Genomic DNA, 24,101 nt, shown 5'->3' with positions numbered 1-24,101 from the left:
TCAAATCGATAATGTTACTTCTGTTTTACCTGCTTCTACTTCTATTTTCTTCTCACCAACAACTTCGATAGTATATGCCTTTTTAATTCCAGTTGTCTTCACATAAATATCTTTAGCCTTGCGAGTCACTGAAATACTAGCTTCTTTTTTGCCTTTATCATTAACTACAGTACGTTCTATATGCACACCATCTTCTAAACTAAATATTTTGATTGTAAGTCCATCTAAATAATCGTAAACAGGATTTTCTTCACTTTGTCCGACAGGCAAAATAGTATTGTTCTTAACAAACAAAGGTAAGCTGAAGTAATCATATTTTTGTTTTATCCATGTTCCACCACTAGATTTCTCACCTGTTAACAAATGTGTCCAACTTCCTTTTGGTAAATAAAACGATCCGATACCTTCTTCGTTAAATATTGGAGCAACTAAGATGGCATCACCTAGCATATATTGACGATCTAATGTTTCACATAAAGGATCATCAGGAAACTCTAAATGCATGGATCTCATTACAGGGACCCCTGTTTCACTATTCTCTACTGCTTGACTATATAAATATGGCATTAAGCTATTCTTTAATTTAGTAAAATGTCTCGCTACATCTACTGCTTCATCATCAAAGTTCCATGGGACTCTATAAGAAGAACTACCATGAAAACGACTATGGCTAGATAGCAAACCAAATGCTGTCCAACGTTTAAAAACATCAGGTGTCGCAGTATTTTCAAATCCACCTATATCGTGTGACCAGTAGCCAAATCCAGATGTGGTTAAAGATAATCCGCCTCTTAAACTCTCTGCCATTGCGTCATATGTAGAGTCACAATCTCCTCCCCAATGAACAGGGAATTTCTGGCCCCCTGTTGTAGCAGAACGAGCGAATAAAATGGCTTCTGATTCGCCTTTTTCGTTTTTTAATAAATCAAATACCACTTCATTATACATATATGCGTAATAATTATGCATTTTTTGTGGATCTGATCCATCATAGTAAACCACATCTGTCGGAATTCTCTCACCAAAATCTGTTTTAAAAGAATCTACGCCCATATCGAGTAATGCTTTCAGTTTGGCTTGGAACCATTTCACTGCATCAGGATTAGTGAAGTCTACAAGCCCCATACCTGCTTGCCATAAATCCCATTGCCACACATCCCCATTAGGTTTTTTTACTAAATATCCTTTTTCCATTCCTTCATCAAACAAATAGGATTTTTGAGCAATATATGGATTAATCCAAACACAGATTTTTAATCCTTTATCCTTCAAGCGTTTCAACATTCCCTCAGGATCTGGAAAATTACGTGTGTCCCATAAGAAATTACTCCACTCAAATTCTTTCATCCAGAAACAATCAAAATGAAATACACTTAATGGAATGCCACGCTCTGCCATTCCATCAACAAAGTGATTCACGGTCTCTTCATTATAATCTGTCGTAAAGGACGTCGATAACCACAATCCAAATGACCATGCTGGTGGTAGCGCTGGACGACCAGTTAACGCTGTATATCTACTAATTACTTCTTTAGGTGTCGGTCCATTAATAAAATAATAATCCAAATATTCCCCTTCTACACTAAATTGAGAACGTGATACTGTTTCAGAACCTAGTTCAAAACTAACCAATTCTGGATGAGTTACAAAAACACCATATCCTTTACTACTTAAGAAAAATGGAATATTCTTATAAGATTGCTCTGAACTTGTGCCACCATCTTCATTCCAAATGTCAACGGTCTGGCCATTTTTTACAAATGGAGTAAAGCGTTCACCCAGGCCATAAATATGCTCACCAACTCCTAGTCGTAGTTGACCTCGCATGTATGTTTTCTCTTCAGGACCTTCAATCCATGCCAATCCTTTTCCTTTGCTATCTGTTAAAAGTCCATCATTATTAGTAAAAGATAAAGAAAAGTCTTGTTTTTGAATGGTTAAAGTTAACTGACCAGTTGTAAACGATACCTCTTTCCCATCATCTTTTACTTCAATTGTATTCACTTGTTCTTCTATAGAAAACTTAGGTAATCTTTCTTTTTCACCTTTAAAATGCCATGTTTCCACACGGATTACATCGTCTATTGGGGAAGATACCTTCATTGTTAATAATGGCCCATCAAGTGTATCACCACGATGATTCAAATACTTACAAGGAGCATATAATGTAATAGAACCATCACCTTCTTCTACTTCATGAATTAATTTTGGAAAATGTATTGTGTATCCTTTTCGAACCATCCAGTTACCATCTGTAAATTTCATCTTATTTCTCCTCTCTTAATATGCATACATCTCTTGCTTTAATGCTTGTTTTTCCTTTTACTAATTGGTTTGTGAGTATATTAATATATGATTTACCAGCAGTATCAAAGGATGCATCTTTTGCTTGATGATTCAATACAAAGATATAATGTTCCCCATCCTTGATTCTTTCTACTACTTCTACTTGGTCTTCTGACTGCATAATACCATTGATGCCATGCTCTTCTACTATTGTGGATATAAAGTCATCCATAAATGATTCATCAGGACTTGAAGCGATGTAATATGCATTCCCATTCCCATATTTATTCTTTGTAACAACAGGCATTCCTTTATAAAATTCATTCCCATATGTTGCTAGAACATCTGCACCTTCTGTATGAATGAGATCAAATAGAATATTGCATGTATACGTTCCTGAAAGTTTGCCTATCGGCGATTCCAATACAATTTCATTATAAACTGAAGGATCTAATGCATCGATTTCTTCTGCCCAAATACCTAAAAGTTCTCTTAATTCTCCTGGGTAACCACCTAGTGTAACAAGATCATTTTCATTCACAATGCCGCTAAAGAATGTAGTTATAAACGTACCACCACTTTTTGCAAATTGCTTTAGTCTTTCAGCATGCCCTTCTTTTACCATATACAACACTGGTGCAATGACAATATCATACTTACTTATATCTTCATAGACACTAATCATATCTACAGGAATATTCTTTTTATAAAAAGCATCATAATATTTATGAACTTCTTTCACGTAATCTAGTGCAACAGATGGACCACTAGACAACTCAATTGCCCAACGATTTTCCCAATCAAAAACAATTCCTACTTTTGCTTGTGCTCGTGCTCCAATAATTTGATCACCAAGCCGCTGTAATTCTTCCCCTAATTCAGCAACTTCCCTAAATACTCGTGTTTTCTCATGCCCTACATGTTCAATTACTGCTCCATGATATTTTTCAGTCGCACCTCGAGAGCGTCTTAATTGGAAGAACATCACTGTGTCTGCACCATGTGCAACAGCCTGATAACTCCATAAACGCATGACTCCTGGGCGTTTTAATGCATTGTATGCTTGCCAATTTTGTTGACTTGGCGTTTGTTCCATAAGCATAAATGGTTGTCCACTCTTTAATCCACGCATTAAATCATGTGTCATTGCTGTCATACTTACAGGTGTATCAATAGAAGGATAATTGTCCCATGAGACAACATCCATTTCTTTTGCCCATTTAAAATAATCTAGTTCTGGATACAGACCCATTAAATTAGTCGTTACCGGAATATTTGGTGTATGTTTTTTTAATGCATCTCTTTCTAACTTAAAGGTTTCTAATAAACTATCTGATTGAAATCTACGATAATCTAATGAAATACCTTGAAAGTTTGTATTTTGACCTCCAAACCATTCTTCAGTTCTGATATTTGGTACAACAATTTCATCCCATTGATAAAACGTATGTCCCCAAAATCTTGTACACCATTGTTCATTTAGTGCATCTAATGTATGATATTTATTTTTTAACCAGACTCTAAATTGTTTTTCACAATTGTCACAATAACAATATCCACCATATTCATTAGATACATGCCACACCAATATACCTGGGTGGTCTTTGTATCGTTCACCAAGTTTATCCGCTATTTCACTTGCATAATGACGATATGTTGGACTATTTGGACACGAATTATGTCTTCCCCCAAACTTTCTTTTTCTTCCATCAAAGTCAACTCGACAAACATCTGGGTATTTCTTTGCCATCCACGCAGGATGAGCGGCAGTGCTAGTTGCAAGACAAATATGTACCCCTTCAGTGTACAAACGATCGATTGTTCCATCTAACCATGTGAAATCATATGTAGTCTCATCAGGTTGATTAAGTGCCCATGAAAATACATTTATTGTTACAACATCTATTCCTGCCAATTGAAACATGCGTTGATCTTCTTGCCAAGTCTCCTCATTCCACTGTTCAGGATTATAATCACCACCATACCAAATCTTAGGTAACTTCTCATGTATCATTGATTTTCCTCCTCTATACATTTGTATAATGCGCCAATCATTCCAGCTTCATTATGATGCTTACATGGTTCAATCGTACAACGAATATCTTGCCATGAAGGAATAGCAAGTAACGCTTCTTCTAACATTTCGTACAAATCTTCACGCACACTAATGCCTCCACCTATCAATATCTTCTCAGGATTAAGTGTTGCTGCTAAATTGAAAATGCCAAAACTAACATAAGAGAACCATTGATCCAATAACCTCTTCACTTGTCTGTCTTCCAACGCTTCACGAAAAACTTGGTCTCCTTCCACTTTTTCACTCTCATTTAAGCCTTTTGCTTCTTTATATGTATGAATCAATGCACTTGTTGACGCTATTTCATGCATATTTTTATAACCGTTAACCATTCCATCTATAATCATTAAACCAAATTCGCCTGCTTTAAACGTGTGACCATTTACTAATTTTCCATTAATAAATATTCCCCCACCAATACCTGTTCCTATTGTCATACATATAAAATCATCACAATCTTTTGCATTACCTGTTAGTTTTTCTGCTAAAGTTGCACAATTGGCATCATTCTCAATCACAATTGGTAGGGTAATATTTTCGTATAATAGTGCTAAAATATTCTCCCCATGCAACACATCGATTGCACCAGCAAATTCTGCATAGCCTGTATCCACATTAATAAATCCTGGAAAACTAATGCCAATTCGTTTAATTGCATATGTTGATGTGATTTCATTTACTTTATTCGTTATATCTTGAATAAATGTCTTTTTAGATGATTTATTCGTACTATAATGACCTTGAGTCACAAAACTTCCCAACGCATTTAATACGCCATACTTTACATTTGTACCACCAATATCAAAACATAAATAATATGACTCGGTCATGTTCGTCACTTCTTTCCATTATTATGTATACAGAGCCTGAATTCCTTTAAGGAATCAGGCTCATTAAAACTTATTTCGTGCCCCAAAGCTCCATAATATCTAAAGTTTTTTGTGTCATTTCTTCATTTGCTTGCTCTATATTCATATCTTCTAATTGCTTAACCATATCTTCCCATGTTTGATCAAAATCTGCTGGATCACCTAAAATAGCTTGTGTAATCATTTGTTCTGTTAAATCATCTGCTTTTTGTTGAATGATTTGAATATCACTACCTGCAGCAATACTATAGTTAGCTACAGTACCATGATTAGAAATTCCTAATTCTTCTGTAGGTGGGAACCACTCAATCCAATTCGTCATTCCATATTCTTTTATAGCTTCTTTTTCAGCACTATTGAAGTTATCAATGATATCTTGTTCAGAGTTTGGTGTAATCGATTGACCAGTAGAGTCAACAGCACCATTACCCCACTGCGGGAATGGATAGACATAGAAACCAACACCTGTTTCTTTTCCATAATCAGCATCTGTGTTCATACGTTCACGGTCATCTTCTTGCATTACACGTTTACCATCTACAATATCGTAGTTTTCACCTTCTACACCCCAATTAACTAATATCTGCGCTTCTTCGGATGCCATCCAATCTAAGAATTCAAATGCTTCTTCTTGGTGCTCACTAGTTGATGAAATAGCGATACCCCAGCCACCAGCAAAACCATAGTCTTTTAATCCTTGATGTACTTTATCTTCACCTAAAGTCACAGGTAGTGGCGCCCATGTTCTCCACTCTTTACCGTCTGCTACTAATGCTTTGTCTGCATCTCCAATATCCCAATCTTGATCTGCTACGGATAATACTCTACCAGATGATAATTTTGAAATGTACGTATCATACGTGTGCGTAAATGATTCTGGATCTAATAAACCTTTCGCATTCATTCCATTCAACCATTTAAAGTATTCTTTAAATTCTGGTAATAAGAATTTATATGTTGTTTCACCTGTTTCATCATTTACAGCCCATTGTCCATCATCAGGTAAACCTGCTGCAAATCCTGCAGGGTTGCCAACAGTAATCAACCAACGCCAGTCACTGCCTAACAGAGATAATGGAATTGTTTTTTGACCATCGATTTCAGGATACATTTCATAGTATTCTGTTAATGCAGCTTCAAATTCATCTAATGTATTAATTTCTGGATAGCCTAGTTCACGTAATACATCTAATTGAATTTGGAAAGTTCCACTTGTTTGCCAATATGCATTCTCCACTCCATAAGTACCAACAGTATAAATACTTGGATCATCAATAGAATTACGTAAGCGATCGATTTGATCACCATACATTGCTTTTAAATTGTCTCCTTTTTCTTCAATTAGATCATCTAATTTTATTACTCCACCAGCTTCAATTAACTTACCAATATCCCCTTTTGCATAAATAAGATCTGGGTAATCTCCACTAGCAATCATTAATGGTATCGCTTCATCATTGCCACCAACAGGATAATCTAACTCCAATTTAATTCCTGTCTTTTCAGTGATTTCTTGAGCGACAGGATCATCAAACTCTTTTTCAACACCATCTGCACTAAAGAATGTTAATGTTAATGGATTTTCTGCAGAAGGCTTTTCCTCCTCTGATTCGGATGAGTTAGAATTCTTCTCCTCTTCACTTTCTTTGGAAGTTTCGCCATTGTTACAAGCGACTAAAACAAATGCTCCAATAAGTAAAAAGAATAATAATGTAAGACGAGACAACTTACTTTTCATGCATGAACCCCTCCATTTTTAATTTTTTTGTATATTAATATAAAATTAATACCTTAGCTCTTCACTGCACCAATGGTAAGACCCGTTACAAAATATTTTTGTAAAAACGGATAAACGAGTAGTATTGGAACAGTTGCAATGATTGTGATTGCCATTTTAATAGATTGTGGGTTAGTTTGACCTGCAATCACTTCTGCATTTTGTGAATTAATATCACTACTAGACAAATTTGCATTATCAATGATTTTCATTAATTCAAATTGTAATGTCGTTAATGCTTCATTTCCTCTTGCATATAAATATGTGTCAAACCAACTATTCCATTGTCCAACAGCTAAGAATAATGCAATTGTAGCAATTACTGGTAAACATAATGGAATAATTATTTTACTAAAAATAACAAAGTCATTCGCACCATCTATTTTTGCAGATTCTTCTAACGCCTTTGGTAAATTATCCATAAATGAGCGAATAATGATTACATTAAACGCAGATAACAACATTGGCAAAATGTATACAGAAAAATCATTAATCAAACCAAGATTACGGATTAACATATATTCTGGAATTAATCCTCCACTGATAAACATTGTAAGTACTAGAATAAATCCAACAAACCCGTTTAACACGAAGTCCTTTCGACTAAGTGTATATGCAAGCATCGTACTTGCAATAATACCTGTAACAGTTCCTACTACAGTTCGTAATATCGACATGAAAAACGCTTGAAAAAGTCGATCGTTACTACCAAAGATTTGTTCATAATTAGCAAATGTAAATTCTCTTGGCCATATGTGAATGCCACCCTTAGCTGTATCCACAGCATCATTTAATGAGATTGCTAGAATATTTAGAAAAGGATACAACGTAATGATTACAACAAATATCATAAATAATGTTAAAACGATATCAAATGTGGTCCATTTACTTTTCATTTCTTGTTCTCCTCTCTATTTGGTATGTTAGAATACCCTTCCTTCACCAATACGTTTCGCAATACTATTACAAATAAGTATTAATATTACACTTATAACAGATTTAAATATTCCAATTGCCGTACCGAATGAATAACGGAACATTCCTATACCATAATCGAGCGCATAGAGATCAATAACTAATGCTTTATCTGCAACAATATTGTTTCCGAGTAACATTTGTTTTTCAAAACCAATATTAATGAGATTACCAATACTTAAAATCAATAACACAATAATTACTGGTCTAATACTTGGTAATGTAATATGCCACATTTGATGCATTCTGCTTGCTCCATCCACTTTTGCTGCTTCATACAATTGTGGATCAACACCTGCCATTGCAGCTAAGTAAATAATGGCATTCCACCCTGTTTCTTTCCAAACATCAGCAAATGTAACAATTCCCCAGAACATATCTGGTTTAGCCATAAAATTGATTGGTTGATCAATTAAACCAATTCCGACTAACATATTGTTAATGACACCTTCTTGCGAAAGCATTGTAATAACAATATTGGCTACAATTACCCATGAGACAAAGTGTGGTAAATAAGAAATAGTTTGTGTCCATTTCTTTAAATGCATAAACCTTAGCTCATTTAATAACAATGCAAACATAATTGCGGATAGCGTTCCAAATATAAGTCCTAAAATACCCATACCCAAAGTATTTTCAAGCGCTGTATAAAACATTGGTTCATTAAATAAGTCGCGGAAATGCTTTAATCCTGCCCATTCTTGTTCCAGAAAACCAAATTGTGGTTTGTAGTTTTGGAATGCCATAAGCCATCCACCTATAGGTATATATTTAAAGATTAATAACCAGACGACAAATGGTAATGACATAAGCAAGAGTGCTTTTTGTTTGCTTGCACGTTGAAAGAAATTTTTATTAGTTGGTCCTTTTTTCTTTTTATTCCCTACTCCAACCATAATCGGCTTCTTAACTGGTGACGTATCTTGTTGATGATACATATTATTCTCGCTATTCATACTCCTTCTCTCCTAACCTAACAGCCCTTTTTTGTAAGCGTTCACCTTATGTCATATTATATTAGAAAACGCTTTCCTAAAAAACCTCACTAACAAGACATAAAATCATGTAAAATGAAGAGGTTTGTAAATCCAAAAGAGAAAGCGCCCGTTTAGAAACGTAGAGACTGGAGTGAACCAACTGAGATAAAGGAATCACGGTGAGGTACGAACCGATGATGACTTATCGTAGGGCGGTTTACGAAGTCTCCTAGTTTCTGGGCGCTTTCGCTAGCCGATCCAAAAGAGAAAGCGCCCGTTTAGAAACGTAGAGACTGGAGTGAACCAACTGAGATAAAGTGAGACTTCAATCAGTTGGAGTTGTAAACTCTGACTGATTGGTAACGAAACTTATCAGGGTGCTAGCGACCGTTTACCCACAACTAGCATTCTATAAGTATAATCTCTTTAGTATGTTGTGGGTGATTCGTAAGAAACAGAAAAGAATTCGATCTAAATCAATTGATCGAATTCCTCCCTATTTCTATGCAATTTATTTTGTCAATTTATTCATACTTTCAAGAGCCTGTGCTAATTTTGCTTTCTTCACTATAAAATCTACACCATTTTTATTTTTTTCAAATGCTAAGTATGTATCATCATACTCATAAAATGTAAGAATGGTGTCCTCATCTGCATTTGTAGAATACGTAATTGTGTAAAGAGCATCTTTGCCTTCCTTGTCAAAATTCTCTACTTGTTTGTCAAATGTTAAACCAGCGAAATGTTTATAAGACTCTTGTAATGCTTCTGTGTCCATTTCTTTACCATTTATCGCAAAAGAGTAACTAGATAATTCCTTATCATCCGCATCAACGTTTGTTTTTTCTCCTGTAAGTGTCCAATTAACTTGATTAGATTCTACTTGTAACGACTGAATCGCCTGTAATGGCACAATATGAACAAAGTGATCAATCATATCAAAAGCTGGATAACTAAAAGGCACTAACGATTCATTAGTCAAAGTAAAAATTTGGTCATTTCCTTCTAATTTAGCATAATAATGTTGATTTGCTGCTGGATTTCCAATTTGAAGCGTTTGCTCTTTCTCTTTTGATTTAAATGTGATGGTAAAATCAACTTCTCCTATCTCACTTTGTTCCTCTATAACTTCTACTTTTTGTAATGGTTCGATTCCATTTAATAATTGTTCTGTTTGTGAGTATGACATGCTATACGTACTATGGAATGGCTTATGAACATACCAACCACTTATATGTGCAAGGGATTCTAGTTCTGTATAGAAAGAAGATTTATTTAATACGATTTGTTCTGTTCCATTATCAATTACTACTTCTTCCAATTCATTAGATTTTAATGTGATAATGCTGTTGTCTAACAAACTTGTTGGCTTTAGTGGGATGGATTCAATAGCATTTCTATCTACAAGATAAATTTGGTCTTTTTCCATATGATTCACGTAGTATTTGCTAGCTGTTGCATCCATTTGTCCAACAGATACACGCTGCATTTTGTTCTCATTATCAGTAAATACAACCGTCACTTTAGGAAAATCTAAGTTTACTAATTTTTTGTCAATGGTTGTTTTTTCGCCTGTTAGATACTGCATTGCTTCTATAAAATATTGTACTTTCTCATCATCTTGCTCTCGTTCCACTTCTTTTACTTTCCACGTATTTTCTTTCTTCTCTAATTGGACATTTTCATTTGCTCTTACTTGAATGTTCGTAAGTTGATTAAAATCTTCTACAATTTGCTCTGTTGTTACTTCTTCATCTGATTCTTTATTGTTTGTAATAATAAAGAAGATTACACTAAGTACAACAATAAAGAGAACTATAAGAATAATTGGTTTTAATTTCATAATTAAGAACCCCTTTTTCCATCTGTAGATAACTCTTGCTCTAAATGTTCAAATGGTTTTTTCATATTAAACATGATAAAAAAGGATGCAATACTTATGCAGAACCACATCGTAATGCTTGGTGCGAATAAGTAAATGATAAATAAAGAAATAAATGTAGATATATTAAGAATCGTCGTTTTGAAAAATTTAACATTTGCATAAATCGAAACAATCCACAAGTTTTTAATTTTCACTTCAAAACGAGTTAGTATCGGAAAAGCGTACAACATAATTAGTAAAAATAAAGCGAGTAGAATGATTAGTATCGGCGTTAACCAATCCATATGAATCGACGTATACTGCATGTCAATGAGTAGTAATGCAAGAATTGTCCATTTAACTAGCCAATACTTCATTGAGATAACAAAATTCTTCCTGTAATAACGCCAAAAATCTCTTGTTGGTTGGATTTCCTTTTCTCTTGTTAACTTCCCCATTGTTGCCAGAGCAGCAGCTAGTGATGGTCCACATGGAATAAGGGCAAAATAGAATACAAGCATATTGGCAAGTGTTAATTCAAATAAGACAAATGCAAGTAAAAATAAACTATTTGCTAACATAAAATAAATATTTGTCATCATAAAATAATACACATACTGAATCGCAATATAAAGTGGTCTATCTGTTAATCCTTTTGACATCGAACATTCCCCCGTTGCTTGTCATTACTTTAACGTTGTTTGTTTTTGGAATTCTTTTGGGCTTATACCGACATACTTTTTAAATTTCCGGTAGAAATAATCAATATTGGAATACCCTACTTTTTCGCTTACTTGATATACTTTGATGTGTGGTTGCTTTAATAGCTTTTTTGCATGGGATAGTCTAACTTTATCAAGATAGACATGAAAATAATCCCCAGTATATGCTTTAAACTTTTTCCCTAAGTAAGAACTGTTGTAATTAAACAATTCCGCAATGACTTTTAAACTCAAATCTTTGAAATAATATTGATTAATATATTTAGTAATTTGTTCAATAGAGTTTTCTGCATTACTCATAAAACCATTTATTTCTTTTGTAAATTTGATCATCATTGAGTTGGACTCAGCTAACATAGCTTCCAGTTTAACCGCTTTATATATCATGTCAACCAATTGATCATTTGAAGGAAGCGGAATACTTGGATGATTATGTTGTAATTTATACAAAACGATTTTCACGAAATCTAACCAATCTGCTTTCAACCTTTCTTCTTTGTATAAATTATTTTCATAATACATTTGAATATCATTCATATAGACAGATATCTGATCTATATTATTGAATTCCATTGCACTAACCAATTGAGTTGCAAATGTATCTGTTAATATTTTTGTATCCTTTCTTCCTTTGCATACTTTTGGCGTAATAATCGTATTATACGAAAATGTAAAACTATATTTCTGTAATTCTAATAATTGTTGAAATACATTACTAAGCATGTCCATGGATACGAGTTCATCAATTAATTGAATATTGCACGAAATCTTATGTAGTGTGTAAAAATATTTTTTTATTTCTTCTACTGTACAATAGACATCCTCTATTTCTGTGAATGTGCATACACAAATGACAAATTGCTCCATCCACAATGGTGTCACATTCGCATGAAAGTATTTATTAATATATAATTGTATGTTTTCCCAATCTATTGGTTGTTCGCATGTAATGCTACAAACAAAATAATTAGACATACTGTTTTGGTCATATAACGCATTTCTTTTACCGTGTAAAATTTCTATCCATTCTTGTTGTTCTTTTAACTGTTCATATTGATGGAGTTGCGTAGACAATCTTTTTTCTTTTAATAAATTACTTTTAATGGATTGTAGGAGTGGGATTAATTCATCCTCATCTACTGGCTTTAATAAATATGACTCTATCCCAAGTCGAATCGATTGTTGTGCATATGTAAAATTAGAATAACCAGATAAAACAACAAATTTTGTATTGTATTTCCATTCCTTCACTTTTTTCACCATATCAATACCATTTAATCCAGGCATTTGGATATCGACAAAAACAAGATCTGGATGGTATTCCAATATTCTTTCCAATCCTTCTTTACCGTTTTTCGCTATTCCTACAACTTGATAACCGTAATCTTCCCAATTGATTATGGAACAAAGTCCTTCGCGAATAATTGGTTCATCATCGACAAACATTACTTTCAACATAATATTCCTCCTAATCTATCTCTACATTGTATTTTTTGGAATATTTATTGTCATCGTTGTTCCAAGTCCTTGAATACTTTCAATATGAATATAATATTCTTCTCCATATAGAAGCCGTAATCTCTGTTGAACATTGTGTAACCCGATTCTATTCCCATTTGATTGATAGTCTACATCATTTATTTTCTGATTCACTTCTTGTAATGTCTCTTTGGACATCCCTATTCCATTATCTTTGACCTCTATAACTATTTGTCTGTCTTCTTCTATCATTGACACAATGATATATCCAGGCTCTTCTTTTTGTTCAAGTCCGTGAATAATCGCATTTTCAACAATTGGTTGGATTAATAATGGATATATTCGATAACTGCAGACACTTTCTTCTACATTTAACCTATATTCTATTTGATCACCAAATCTAAGTTTTTGTATCTCTAGATAGTGTTCAATTAATTGAATCTCTTCTTTAATTGACACAGGCTTATCTGTTCTTTCTAATGCAGATCGCATCATTTTACTAAGAATTTTGATAATTTTAGCGACTTCTGGGTCTTTATTTATTAACGCTTTCATTCTAATCATTTCTAACGTATTATATAGAAAATGTGGATTAATCTGACTAGCTAACATTTTAAAATCAATTTCTTTTTGTTTACGTTTCCATGTTTCTTCTTTAATCTTGTGAATGTAGACTTCATCAATGATTTTTTGAACACTTTTAGATGTTGTCTCTAAATCTTCAAACACTTGACTAATCTCATCTGTACCCTTCACCTTTGTTTTAATTTGAAAATTCCCTTTTGCAACTTGAAACATCGTTTGTCGTAATTGCTGAATACGACTAGAGAAACTGCGAATAAATATGCCTATTAATAGTACAGATACAATTAACACAAAACTAATAATAACTAAGCCTTGTTGAAATACTTTATTTGGCTCTTGCATGATTTCCTCTGTTGGAATAATGGTAGTTATTTGAATCGTATTATCTAATGATTTATCTGGAACCATTTCATGTATATTTAGTGTTACTTCTTCCTCGTTATATACAGTGTCAATTAAAAAACTATCCTCTTTGCTACTTTCTAATATGGACTGAAAACTTGGCTCATATCCAATATATTGTCGATTTTCATGGTGAATAATCAACTTCTTATCTAATGTAATGAAGGTATTATACGACTCTCCCTCAATCACAGATTGCAAGCTATCTGGTGCAATATAAATGGCTAACACACCTAATAGTTCATTTGTATTTCCATATACTGCTCTTGTTAAGGCCAAATAATTTCTTTTTGTCCATTGTTCTTCCATATATACCCATGAAATTTTCCCTCTTTTTGATACTGCTTCTTTATACCAATCATTATTTCTAATGACATTGTCTGCATGAATAAAATAGGAATCTGTAATCATGTTCTTATTCATAAAAAATTGAATATTCTCAATTTCGTCATAATGCTTTATCATCTCTTTAAAAATAGTATATTGATTGTAGGTGTTATAAATATCAATAATTTCATTATAGTCAGTAGATAGAATTGTTTTTAATTCTTCATTTAAATAGATTAAATCAGAAGTGTTTGTTACCCGATCAAAAATATTGTGTAAACTCATCTCCATTTTATCGACACTTGTTTCCACTTCATTCCTGACATTCTTTAACACAATCTCTCTTGTACTATAATTTAAATAAGCACCTACAAGCAATATAGGGATAGCGGTAACTAATATATAAATTGCTAATAATTTGTGACTGACTTTAATTTTTATATTTTTCACCACTATCCCACTTTCGTTCACAATATTACTTTTATTCTACAATTTCTCACCATTTGATTCGATTACTTCTTTATACCAATAATAACTCTTCTTTGGAATTCTTTCCAATTGTTTTTCGTCTTTCTCATCACGGTCGATATAAACAAAGCCATATCGTTTCTTATACCCATTTAACCAACTAAGCAAATCCGTAAATGACCACGCACAATAACCGATTAAATCTACTCCATCTGTTATTGCTTTTTGCATTTCTACAATATGGTCTTTTAAATACTCAATTCGATAATCATCCTCTACATGCCCATCTTCTGTTAAATCGTCATACGCACCTAATCCATTTTCTGTCACCATCATTGGTAAATCATATCGATTTTGTAATCGGCGTAAAGCAATACGAATCCCAATTGGGTCAATCTCCCATCCCCAATTTGTTGTCTCCAAATGAGGATTCTTTACATTTGTAAACATTCTTTTTTCTGGACTTTGTGCTTGCTCGTCTTTCGGTTGCATTAAATATGGATCTGTTGCTACGAAATCTTTATCTAAATTTTCATTTCCTTTTTGTTCTGGGAATTCAATTTCATTTGCACGTACGGTGCCACCATGGTAATAATTTACACCTAGAAAATCTGGCTTGACTGATTGTAATAAAGTCATATCTCCATCTTCCAGAGATGGCGCTACATTTAATCTTTCTAGCTGCTTCCATGTCACTTTAGGATATTTACCATTTACATATACATCTAGCCACCAATGATTTTGGAATTCCTCTCCATTTAATGCTGCAAGCACATTATTTGGTTCACAATCAAAACTATACATTGGCCCATATCCAAAACTTGGACCAATCATCCCTTTAGGCACGATTTCTCTAAAACTTTGAATTGCCTTCGCATTAGCTAGATTAATAATATGATTCGCTTGAAACATTCTTTTCACATCAGAAATATTAGGTGGATGTGCTTCCCATCTGTATCCTAACGCTGTAAAGACATTTTGTTCATTAAAGCTAACCCAATATTTCACTTTGTCTTTAAAACGTTCAAATAAAACAGAAGCATATCGATTAAAATCTTCAATCACTTTTCTAGATTCCCAACCATTGTATTCATCCTGCAATGCTTGTGGAATATCCCAATGATATAATGTTAAGACAGGTTCAATCTCATGTTTTTTTAATTCGTCAATTAAATTTTCATAAAATTGAAGACCTTTTTCATTCACTTCTCCATTTCCATCTGGTATTACTCTACTCCAGGCAACGGAAAAGCGATATGCTTTCAATCCCATTTTTGCCATTAATTGAATATCTTCTTGATAGCGATTATAATGATCTACTGCAATATCACCATTCGTACCTTCGAATGTTTTTCCAGGTATTTTTGAGAATGTATCCCAGATAGAAGGTCCTTTTCCATCACTATTCCATCCACCTTCAATTTGGTAGGCCGCACTTGCTGCTCCCCAAAGGAAATCTTTTGGGAAAGCATCTAATTTATCATGATACATACAATAACATCCCCCTAATTATTTAATTAAATTAAATTGATATCGAAACATCTTGTTCTGTTCAAAAGAAATACATAGATTATTTTCTTTTGTTTGAGTGAATAATGGAAAATATAATTCTAATTGTTGTGCTTTTGTACATTCTATTTCTACTGAAAGGATGTTCTCTGATAGATTCCAATAAAGTGTGCGCATAATCATTCCATCAGGTAAACGGAAGCCTTTAATTTCACCTTTTTCCATCGTTTTAGGAATGGAGCCTAACAATGTTAATCTACCATTGCTTACATCTGCCAACATCTCATGAATAACCTGTGGGAAAGCGCCATTTCCATCTACATTAAAAACTTCTTGTTGATTATAATGTGACATCATTAAAGACGAATAGAAGCAATCATTTTTTACAAGTAACCAAAAAATGTCTTCAATTAGTTCTGGCATATGAAATTGTGTTGCGCACAATGCAGAGTGCATTCTGCCATGTGTAGACGATGTGTTTCCTTCTTCATTTAATAACCATGCTTCTAATCGCTTATCAAATGCTTTTCTTGCTGCTTTCCACATTGTAGGATTTGTAATTTCATTGAACTCCCTACTTTGAAAAATAGGATATAAATGAGAAAAGTGTCTATGATTATAATTTTCTTCCTTATTTGGATCAATCCACTCTTTCAATACCCCATCGTCATTTATAGCGTATGAAGGCATTTTTTCAAGCATCTTATGACATTGAACTGGTTTTTCTGACTTTTCACCTAGTATGTCATATGCTCTAATCAGATTCATCAAGACTTCTTTCGCAACAGCTACATCTTGGGTCGCATTATCTGCCGACCCATTCTCTGCAGAATAAGATGGTGTAAATTGATATATTCCATCATCATCTTCTGTTAAGAAATCTTGATAAAACGCTACTACTTCTTCTAAAAATGGAATTGCTTCCTCTTCCAAAAACAATCGATCATCAGTAAATCTGTAGTATTCAAAATACCAGTGAGCTAACCATCCAGCACCACATGTCCAGATGTGTAGTGGCCAATCTGGATTCCAGTGCACATGCCTTCCGCTATTGCTTGAATGCGCGGATGATAAGATACCATTCGCACCATAGTATTTGCGTGCATTTTCTTTGAAACCTGGTTTCAATTCTTTTAATAGTCGAAAATATCCCAATAATCCTTCCTCTACATGACTCGATAACGCAGATGCAATCGATAGTTGAACATTTGTATCAAAAGTAAAATCACCACTCCATGCTGGCTCAAATGTTCCTGTCCAAATCCCTTGTAAATTAGGTGTTAATTCCCCTGCACTACATATATACATATACCTACCTGCATCATACATTTTCTCAATTAAAGTTGGTGTCATCATTTGTTTTAACTTAGCTTCTTTCACTATATTTGTAATAGACTGCTTTCTACTATCGTTATTGGTTAAAGATAAAGTTACTCGATTAAACAACTGACGATGCACAGAAGTATGTTCTTCTAATAACGTGTGATATGTTTTTTCCTCTGGGTGCTTTTGATGCAGAACCATTCGCTTTGTTTCATTCTCATATGGTACTACTTTCATTCGTAATAAGATCATGTCGTCACTAGTTACTTCAAACACGCTTGCTTTTTTTATCATCACATTCGTACTATGATTGATGTAGACAAAACCATCATACCCACCATCACTATGACAATATTTACCGTTCATGTGAATCATGTTATTAGAATAAGTATATTTCTGTTTTAACTTATCGTTGTAATAATTAGAAATTTCAATCGTATATTGACCTGGACTTATTGCATAGACAATTTCATTAGTCACTCTAGAAGTAAACGCTTTCGAAATTCTTTCTTTTTTATTAGAAAAACTACAAATCTGTATCTCACCTGTCTCATAATTAAGAGTTCTACGATAATTCTTATATTCACTATCATTGGATATGATTTGAACATGCATTCCTGGATGTGATGAATCACTGAAAGTTAAACCCTCGTATCCTCTTATTTGTGCTTCCTCGTAATACATTTCCAGAGCTTTACGATAACCTCTGTTTTTGATTTGTTTTCGGAATTCCGTTAAATAATCAGCCATATCTGGAACTGTATAAGAATTACCTTGCGGGAGGTATAATCGACAATGATTTACTATAATTGTTTCCTGTGTCGGCTCTCCATAAATCATCACTCCATGACTCCCATTTCCGCTTACAAATGCATCTTCCCACTTGAATGCAACTTCTTCTGTCCAGACACCTTTAGTTGGTACAGAAATACTCATATCATCACCCTCACATTAGGAAATCGGTTTCTGTTTTACTCAAAAAAAATAAGTGAACGCTTACTAAGAAAGTTTATCCGTTAGACTAAGGTCAGTATAAAACATTCCATTTTAAAAATCAACACCAGATTGGAACAGAAGAATTCTTTAACATAGAAAAATCCAAACGACTCGAAATCTATATACCGAATCGTTTGGATTGTATGCATATTAGAAGGTTGCTCTAGTTGTTAATTTTGATATTATATAGGAGCTTGCGAGTAGAATCGCTATATACGCACTTCATTCATATCGCATTTAATAATTGAAAAGGTGTCGTATCATCCTTTTATTGCGAAACACTAAATAAGAAATCGTTCATGTTTAGTGTGAAAAACACTATTTATGTTCCGGCCTCATCAAACGTGAACCAATACAAGTCAAATTGTGAGCCAGGCAAAAAGATAAATGATATTTTACACTCATTGTACATTGGACTAATATTGAAGCTATATAATGTGGGTTCACTTGATGGTTCCATTTCTAATATTTCTTTTCTTGCTTCTTTTTCATTTTCAAGCAATATATGAACCGTATTGTGAATTGAACAACTTCCATATAGAGATAATTGATTTATTTCGCATCCATCAAAACTAATGGCATCATATGTTATCGTAACATTATTACCAATTCTTTCTATCCCCTTTTCTGTTACTTCATAAGAATCGCCATATATTGTAGCATACGATTTTGCATCCAATTGATCTGTAGCATGATTCATTTGTTTACAATAGAATCCCTTCATATGCACCTTATCACGAAAAACAAAGTAAATATCCGTTATACCAGTTACTTTTTCATGAAACGTGAATGTTTCTTCTTGGTAAACATTCCAAATGGATTGTTTTTGGTAAATACCATTTACTAGTCGTTTACTATTTTCCTTATTAGGATATCCATCCCATATATCAATTTCATATTGATTATTAGTCAATGCGAAAATTGGAATAGTTATTTGTTCTGCACCAAATAGACCAAAATCTAATTGTTTATAACCTACAATAGTCTGTCCATCTCTACTTGTTGCGATTCCTTTTTCATTGCCATTTCCAATTTCTCCAATTCCAGCATCATATAATCCAGCATAAACAAATGAATATGGATTTTTACTTTGACTTCCAAATCCTTCAACTTGAAATTCTAATTCAGATATTAACTTTATTTTGTCTGTTCCGTTTCTAGTCACACATCGTACACGAAATGCTCCATCACCTTTGGCTATTATAGTCGCTTCAGTTCCTAATTGTTCTATTGTTGCAAGTGTAGAAGGAATACCTACATCATTTACAATCGCCCATTCTATCTCTTCGTAAGTGGCATTCAGTGGATAGATGCTCGCTTGAACAGATATTTGTGGTACATTAGGTGTAAGTGTACGTGTTTCATAACAACTAAGTTCTATTTTTCGAACTGGTACCTCATTTTTTCTTCCTGTTACGACATCTAATGATTGATTTCTCTCTATTGCCGAAACACCCGTTTTATCTTGTTTACTTTCTATTGATTGTAATGTAACAGATGCTTGTGATAATCCATTGCTAGAGACATTGACAATAATATCCCCAGCTTTTTTGGTTGTTGCGATAATTGCCATGAGCTTTCCACTAAATAATCTTTTGCTTGTCCCTTTGTAATGGTCATAGTCTGTTGCATCACCGTTATCCAGACCAATCAATCGCCCTTCACCAACCACTGACACTTCTACTCTGTTTGTAGCATTTTCCACTTGATTACCATATGCATCTTTCATTGTAATTGTTAGAAAAGCAAGGTCTTGTCCATTTGCTTCTAAATAAAATTTATCTGTTTGTAGATGAATTGTACTCGAATCACCGAAAGACTTTCTTAATTGTTTTGCTATCAATTCATTATTTTCATCATAAGCAATTGCTTTAATCTCTCCTTTAACGTATGGTACGGTCCACCATCCAGTTAATCCATCGCCTTCTTTTAAATCAGGATAAAATGTATCTAGTAGTTGATTATTAATATATACTTCTACTTTTGGTGCGTTCGAGCATACACGAATATCAATTGCTTGCCCTTCATTGAAGTCCCAATAAGGAAAGATGTGTACCATTGGTGATTTTTTATAATCTGTCCATGCAGCTTGATAAATATAATAAGCATCTTTTGGAAATGTTGCCGTATCGATTTGGCCCAAGTAAGCATTTTTTGTATGATAGGGTGTTGGCTCTCCGATATAGTCAAAACCAGTCCAAATAAATGTTCCTATTGAAAATGGTGTGTCCCTATCAGCAATAATACATGATTCTGTAGACTCTGCGCCCCAACTTGTAGAACTATTGCCTAATGAAGAGCATTGTTCATCATCATCGACTAATATTGGTTGGTTATATGGAAAATGATAAATTCCTCTACTTTGCACAGTTGACGCTGTTTCACTTCCATATATTATCCAATCCGGATACTTCTTGTGGTGTTCTTGATAGTATTTTTCAGCATAATTGTATCCTGCAACTTTTACAATATCTGCACACTTTTGAGCATTTTCCCATGGCATATAATTGGAGCCTATCGTGATATGCGCATTTCCTTTAGGATCAAATTCCCTCACATACTGAACTAATTGTCTCGTTATCTCCTGCCCCCTCTCGTCAACATGTGTATCATATATCTCATTTCCAATACTCCATAACAATAAAGAAGGATGGTTCCGATCTCGCTTCACCCAACTTCTTACATCTTGATATGCCCAAACTTTGAAAAATCTTGCATAATCATATGGTGTTTTGGAACGTTCCCACATATCAAATGCTTCGGATATTATTAAAAAACCTTCACTATCTGCAAGTTCCATAACTTCTTTACTTGGCATATTATGAGCTGTTCTGATTGCATTCACGCCCATATCTTTTAAAATCTTCAATCTTCTTTTCCATGCATATGGATTAAATGCAGAACCTAGCGCACCTAAATCATGATGTTCGCATACCCCATTTAATTTCATACTTTTACCATTTAATATGAATCCTTTATTTGGATCCAATACTATTTCTCTGAATCCAATATGTTGAGATACTTTATCTATACACTGATTATCATTATATAGTGTCGTTACTAACGTATATAAATTCGGGTCATCAGGACTCCACAAAAATGGGTCTATTACCTGCATCTTTTGTTCACTATATTCTTGATGTACCTCATCGATTGTACTATTAATTTGTTCACCATTATAAAAAATTTGATGTTTCAAATTCAGTTTGTTCTCTAATTGCATCGTTGTCTCAACAGTCACTTCCCACATATGATTATCTCTTTCAATATGTATATAGACACCATCTGTAGTTATGTAGTTATTTGACCTCTCTTTCAAGTATACATTTCGATAAATACCAGCCCCAGAATACCATCTACTATTCGGACTTTGATGTATAACTTTTACGACAATCTCGTTCTCGCCTAACGAGAGCGCTTTCGTAATATTGTGTTCAAAAAAAGAATAGCCATACTTCCATTCACCAATAAAGTAGCCATTGACGTAAACAGTTGAATCCATATACACACCATCAAATGCTAATATATAATCCATCTCCAACGTATGAACTGTAAAATTCTTCCGATACCAACCAATACTGTTCTCATATAAATCAGTTGTTTGATAGATTAACCAATCATGTGGGATATCTACATTCTGAAATGACAATCCATCATAATGATCCACATCAAGTGATGATTTCGCAAATTGCCAATGGTCATTAAATCGTATTTGTTTATTTATCATTCTACATTTCCTTTCCAGCGCAGTATGTCTGAATAATATTATTAGAGGCAATATGGGTAATAGAAAGTGTAGGGAATTTATTTTGTAAAAGCATAGTGATATATTCCATACCAGGCTCTTCGCTTTCTATGTGCCCAAGAATAATTCCTGCTTTTCCTGCTCCAATTTCATTCCTATCACGAATCCATTCAGGAGTTTCCCATTCTGGACCCTCTCCATATAACACAACATCTACATCTTCCTGAACAAACTGAGGAATAGCAGTTTGACCACCACCTCTGTATCCTACTAAGCACGCAACCTTAGAAACTTCTAAATTTAAATTTCCAATATATCTACTTGTATGGATATGTAACTGTGTTTGTACATATTTTATGAGTTCCTGTAAGGTTTGCTTAGGAAGCTGTACAATTGAGGCAACAGGTGTTTGATGAGTAACTAGTTTGTTCCATTTTAAAGTGTGAAGCAATCCTTCTGTAATAAAGTCTTGTTTTCCACGATGGGCATAATCATGATAACGATAAATAGCTATTGGAGAGTGTGCGATGATTTTTTTCTTTTCATGAGACAACCAGTCATCTTTGTAAACATTTTGTTGTTGATGACTATAAAATAAACCTTCATGACATACAAGAAGGTCAATTTGTAAATCTAATGCTCTCTTTATTACATGTATGGTAGGCATGAAGCAAACTCCGATTCGCTGCACAGGACTAGCTAAATTTCCGTTATACAATTGATCAACAGTCTGGGGTATTGTATCTGTATCCTGTTTTAAAAATGTAATCACATCACTGATTGTATACATAATTTATTCATCATCCCCTCAACACTTAGTATATTGATTAAACTAATTGTATTGACTATCATTAATTCTGTCAATATACTAGTATGTTAGATAATGAATACTTTCAGATACTCATTGTTTGTATAAGTCATACTGTGCTATAATGAACTTTATTGAAAGTGCTTTCATACAACTATTTTTATCATAAAAATTAAAGAGAGTTAATAAAGATAAAGGAGACTAATACATTGTTACAATCCAAATGGTATCAAATTCTTGAAAAAGTGACAAATTATATTCTATTAAGTGTACTATGGGCAATCATTTCCTTGCCACTGGTAACATTATTCCCTGCTACTACAGCAATGTTCGGTGTTATTAAAGATTGGCATGAACAGAAGGAAAAAGGTGTACTAAAACATTTTTTTAAACATTTCTCGAATCATTTCAAAAAAAGTCTACTACTTGGAATTATTTTTTGGATTGTTTGTATTATATTTATTTTAGACATATTAATTATGAACGAAGTAAAATCTACAGCAAGTACACTCATTTTCTCTCTATTAATTATGATGGCAGTTGTCGTTAGTTTTATATGTGTATATCTATTTCCAATCATGGTATCTTATAAGCTTTCTATAAAAAACATTATAAAAAATGCTTTTCTCTTTTCTATCATGTATTTTCCGACGTCATTAATTTCTTTTTCTTTACTTGCAGTATCTGTTTATATTATTATACTCGTACCAATTATGGTGTTTATAGTAGTGAGTCCTGTAGCATATATTATTTATCGATTATGCAATCGTTCCTTTAGCAAAGTTTCTGTGATGTTAAATACCAAAATAGATGCATCCTCTTGAGATAGTTCAATAATGCTTATTATTAACGCGGTTATATACAACAAACAATCCGAACACAAATAATGTTCGGATTGTTTTATGAGTAAAT

At 33.5% G+C, this 24,101-nt stretch carries 15 protein-coding genes; 1 reads left to right on the top strand and 14 read right to left on the bottom strand.

Going from position 1 to position 24,101, the window contains the following annotated elements; genetic code table 11:
• From yicI to ACFOZ1_RS13370, 14 genes are all read right to left on the bottom strand, one after another.
• The gene (gene yicI / locus ACFOZ1_RS13435; RefSeq protein ID WP_390200084.1) at positions 1 to 2,265 is read right to left on the bottom strand and encodes an alpha-xylosidase; all 2,265 of its coding nucleotides are present in this window, start codon (positions 2,263 to 2,265) and stop codon (positions 1 to 3) included.
• Between the two features lies 1 nt (position 2,266).
• Positions 2,267 to 4,300: a beta-galactosidase gene (locus ACFOZ1_RS13430; protein ID WP_390200082.1), complete on the bottom strand. Its 2,034-nt coding sequence runs from the start codon at positions 4,298 to 4,300 to the stop codon at positions 2,267 to 2,269.
• Positions 4,297 to 5,193: an ROK family protein gene (locus ACFOZ1_RS13425; protein WP_390200080.1), complete on the bottom strand. Its 897-nt coding sequence runs from the start codon at positions 5,191 to 5,193 to the stop codon at positions 4,297 to 4,299. Before ACFOZ1_RS13425 ends, ACFOZ1_RS13430 begins: the two co-directional genes overlap by 4 nt.
• A gap of 70 nt (positions 5,194 to 5,263) precedes the next feature.
• The gene (locus ACFOZ1_RS13420) at positions 5,264 to 6,970 is read right to left on the bottom strand and encodes an ABC transporter substrate-binding protein (RefSeq protein ID WP_390200078.1); all 1,707 of its coding nucleotides are present in this window, start codon (positions 6,968 to 6,970) and stop codon (positions 5,264 to 5,266) included.
• 53 nt (positions 6,971 to 7,023) lie between these two features.
• On the bottom strand, positions 7,024 to 7,905 hold the full coding sequence (locus tag ACFOZ1_RS13415; RefSeq protein ID WP_390200076.1) for a carbohydrate ABC transporter permease: 882 nt from the start codon (positions 7,903 to 7,905) through the stop codon (positions 7,024 to 7,026).
• Between the two features lie 27 nt (positions 7,906 to 7,932).
• A complete protein-coding gene (locus ACFOZ1_RS13410; protein WP_390200130.1) occupies positions 7,933 to 8,880 on the bottom strand; it encodes an ABC transporter permease in 948 nt (315 codons plus the stop codon).
• 592 nt (positions 8,881 to 9,472) lie between these two features.
• Complete coding sequence (locus ACFOZ1_RS13405) at positions 9,473 to 10,804, bottom strand: DUF4340 domain-containing protein (protein ID WP_390200075.1); 1,332 nt, start codon at positions 10,802 to 10,804, stop codon at positions 9,473 to 9,475.
• A 2-nt stretch (positions 10,805 to 10,806) separates the two neighbouring features.
• Entirely contained in the window at positions 10,807 to 11,487 is a 681-nt protein-coding gene (locus ACFOZ1_RS13400; protein WP_390200074.1) for a DUF624 domain-containing protein, read from the bottom strand.
• Between the two features lie 24 nt (positions 11,488 to 11,511).
• Positions 11,512 to 13,005 (bottom strand): response regulator transcription factor, encoded by a 1,494-nt coding sequence (locus tag ACFOZ1_RS13395; protein WP_390200072.1) that lies wholly within the window; start codon positions 13,003 to 13,005, stop codon positions 11,512 to 11,514.
• A gap of 21 nt (positions 13,006 to 13,026) precedes the next feature.
• Positions 13,027 to 14,790, bottom strand: a complete 1,764-nt coding sequence (locus tag ACFOZ1_RS13390) for a histidine kinase (protein WP_390200070.1) — start codon at positions 14,788 to 14,790, stop codon at positions 13,027 to 13,029.
• Between the two features lie 36 nt (positions 14,791 to 14,826).
• Positions 14,827 to 16,299, bottom strand: a complete 1,473-nt coding sequence (locus tag ACFOZ1_RS13385) for a glycoside hydrolase family 1 protein (protein WP_390200068.1) — start codon at positions 16,297 to 16,299, stop codon at positions 14,827 to 14,829.
• Between the two features lie 18 nt (positions 16,300 to 16,317).
• Entirely contained in the window at positions 16,318 to 18,576 is a 2,259-nt protein-coding gene (locus ACFOZ1_RS13380; protein ID WP_390200066.1) for a glycosyl hydrolase family 95 catalytic domain-containing protein, read from the bottom strand.
• 382 nt (positions 18,577 to 18,958) lie between these two features.
• Complete coding sequence (locus ACFOZ1_RS13375) at positions 18,959 to 22,363, bottom strand: glycoside hydrolase family 2 TIM barrel-domain containing protein (protein WP_390200065.1); 3,405 nt, start codon at positions 22,361 to 22,363, stop codon at positions 18,959 to 18,961.
• 1 nt (position 22,364) lies between these two features.
• Complete coding sequence (locus tag ACFOZ1_RS13370) at positions 22,365 to 23,171, bottom strand: Nif3-like dinuclear metal center hexameric protein (protein WP_390200063.1); 807 nt, start codon at positions 23,169 to 23,171, stop codon at positions 22,365 to 22,367.
• A gap of 227 nt (positions 23,172 to 23,398) precedes the next feature.
• On the opposite strand from ACFOZ1_RS13370, the gene ACFOZ1_RS13365 reads away from it, so the two are divergent.
• Positions 23,399 to 24,013 (top strand): YesL family protein, encoded by a 615-nt coding sequence (locus tag ACFOZ1_RS13365; RefSeq protein ID WP_390200061.1) that lies wholly within the window; start codon positions 23,399 to 23,401, stop codon positions 24,011 to 24,013.
• Positions 24,014 to 24,101 lie beyond the last annotated feature (88 nt).

The sequence above is a fragment of the Gracilibacillus marinus genome (assembly GCF_042651725.1).
In the GTDB taxonomy this organism is placed as follows: domain Bacteria; phylum Bacillota; class Bacilli; order Bacillales; family Amphibacillaceae; genus Gracilibacillus; species Gracilibacillus marinus.
The sequence above is the reverse complement of the archived record's forward strand: the minus strand, read 5'-3'. Positions and strand labels throughout refer to the sequence as shown.

Coding starts and splice junctions, on each gene's coding strand:
- ACFOZ1_RS13395 (WP_390200072.1), bottom strand. CDS start 13,005: ATGTTGAAAGTAATGTTTGTCGATGATGAACCAATTATTCGCGAAGGA.
- ACFOZ1_RS13375 (WP_390200065.1), bottom strand. CDS start 22,363: ATGATAAATAAACAAATACGATTTAATGACCATTGGCAATTTGCGAAA.
- ACFOZ1_RS13415 (WP_390200076.1), bottom strand. CDS start 7,905: ATGAAAAGTAAATGGACCACATTTGATATCGTTTTAACATTATTTATG.
- ACFOZ1_RS13370 (WP_390200063.1), bottom strand. CDS start 23,171: ATGTATACAATCAGTGATGTGATTACATTTTTAAAACAGGATACAGAT.
- ACFOZ1_RS13410 (WP_390200130.1), bottom strand. CDS start 8,880: ATGGTTGGAGTAGGGAATAAAAAGAAAAAAGGACCAACTAATAAAAAT.
- ACFOZ1_RS13385 (WP_390200068.1), bottom strand. CDS start 16,299: ATGTATCATGATAAATTAGATGCTTTCCCAAAAGATTTCCTTTGGGGA.
- ACFOZ1_RS13420 (WP_390200078.1), bottom strand. CDS start 6,970: ATGAAAAGTAAGTTGTCTCGTCTTACATTATTATTCTTTTTACTTATT.
- ACFOZ1_RS13380 (WP_390200066.1), bottom strand. CDS start 18,576: ATGAGTATTTCTGTACCAACTAAAGGTGTCTGGACAGAAGAAGTTGCA.
- ACFOZ1_RS13425 (WP_390200080.1), bottom strand. CDS start 5,193: ATGACCGAGTCATATTATTTATGTTTTGATATTGGTGGTACAAATGTA.
- ACFOZ1_RS13405 (WP_390200075.1), bottom strand. CDS start 10,804: ATGAAATTAAAACCAATTATTCTTATAGTTCTCTTTATTGTTGTACTT.
- yicI (WP_390200084.1), bottom strand. CDS start 2,265: ATGAAATTTACAGATGGTAACTGGATGGTTCGAAAAGGATACACAATA.
- ACFOZ1_RS13430 (WP_390200082.1), bottom strand. CDS start 4,300: ATGATACATGAGAAGTTACCTAAGATTTGGTATGGTGGTGATTATAAT.
- ACFOZ1_RS13400 (WP_390200074.1), bottom strand. CDS start 11,487: ATGTCAAAAGGATTAACAGATAGACCACTTTATATTGCGATTCAGTAT.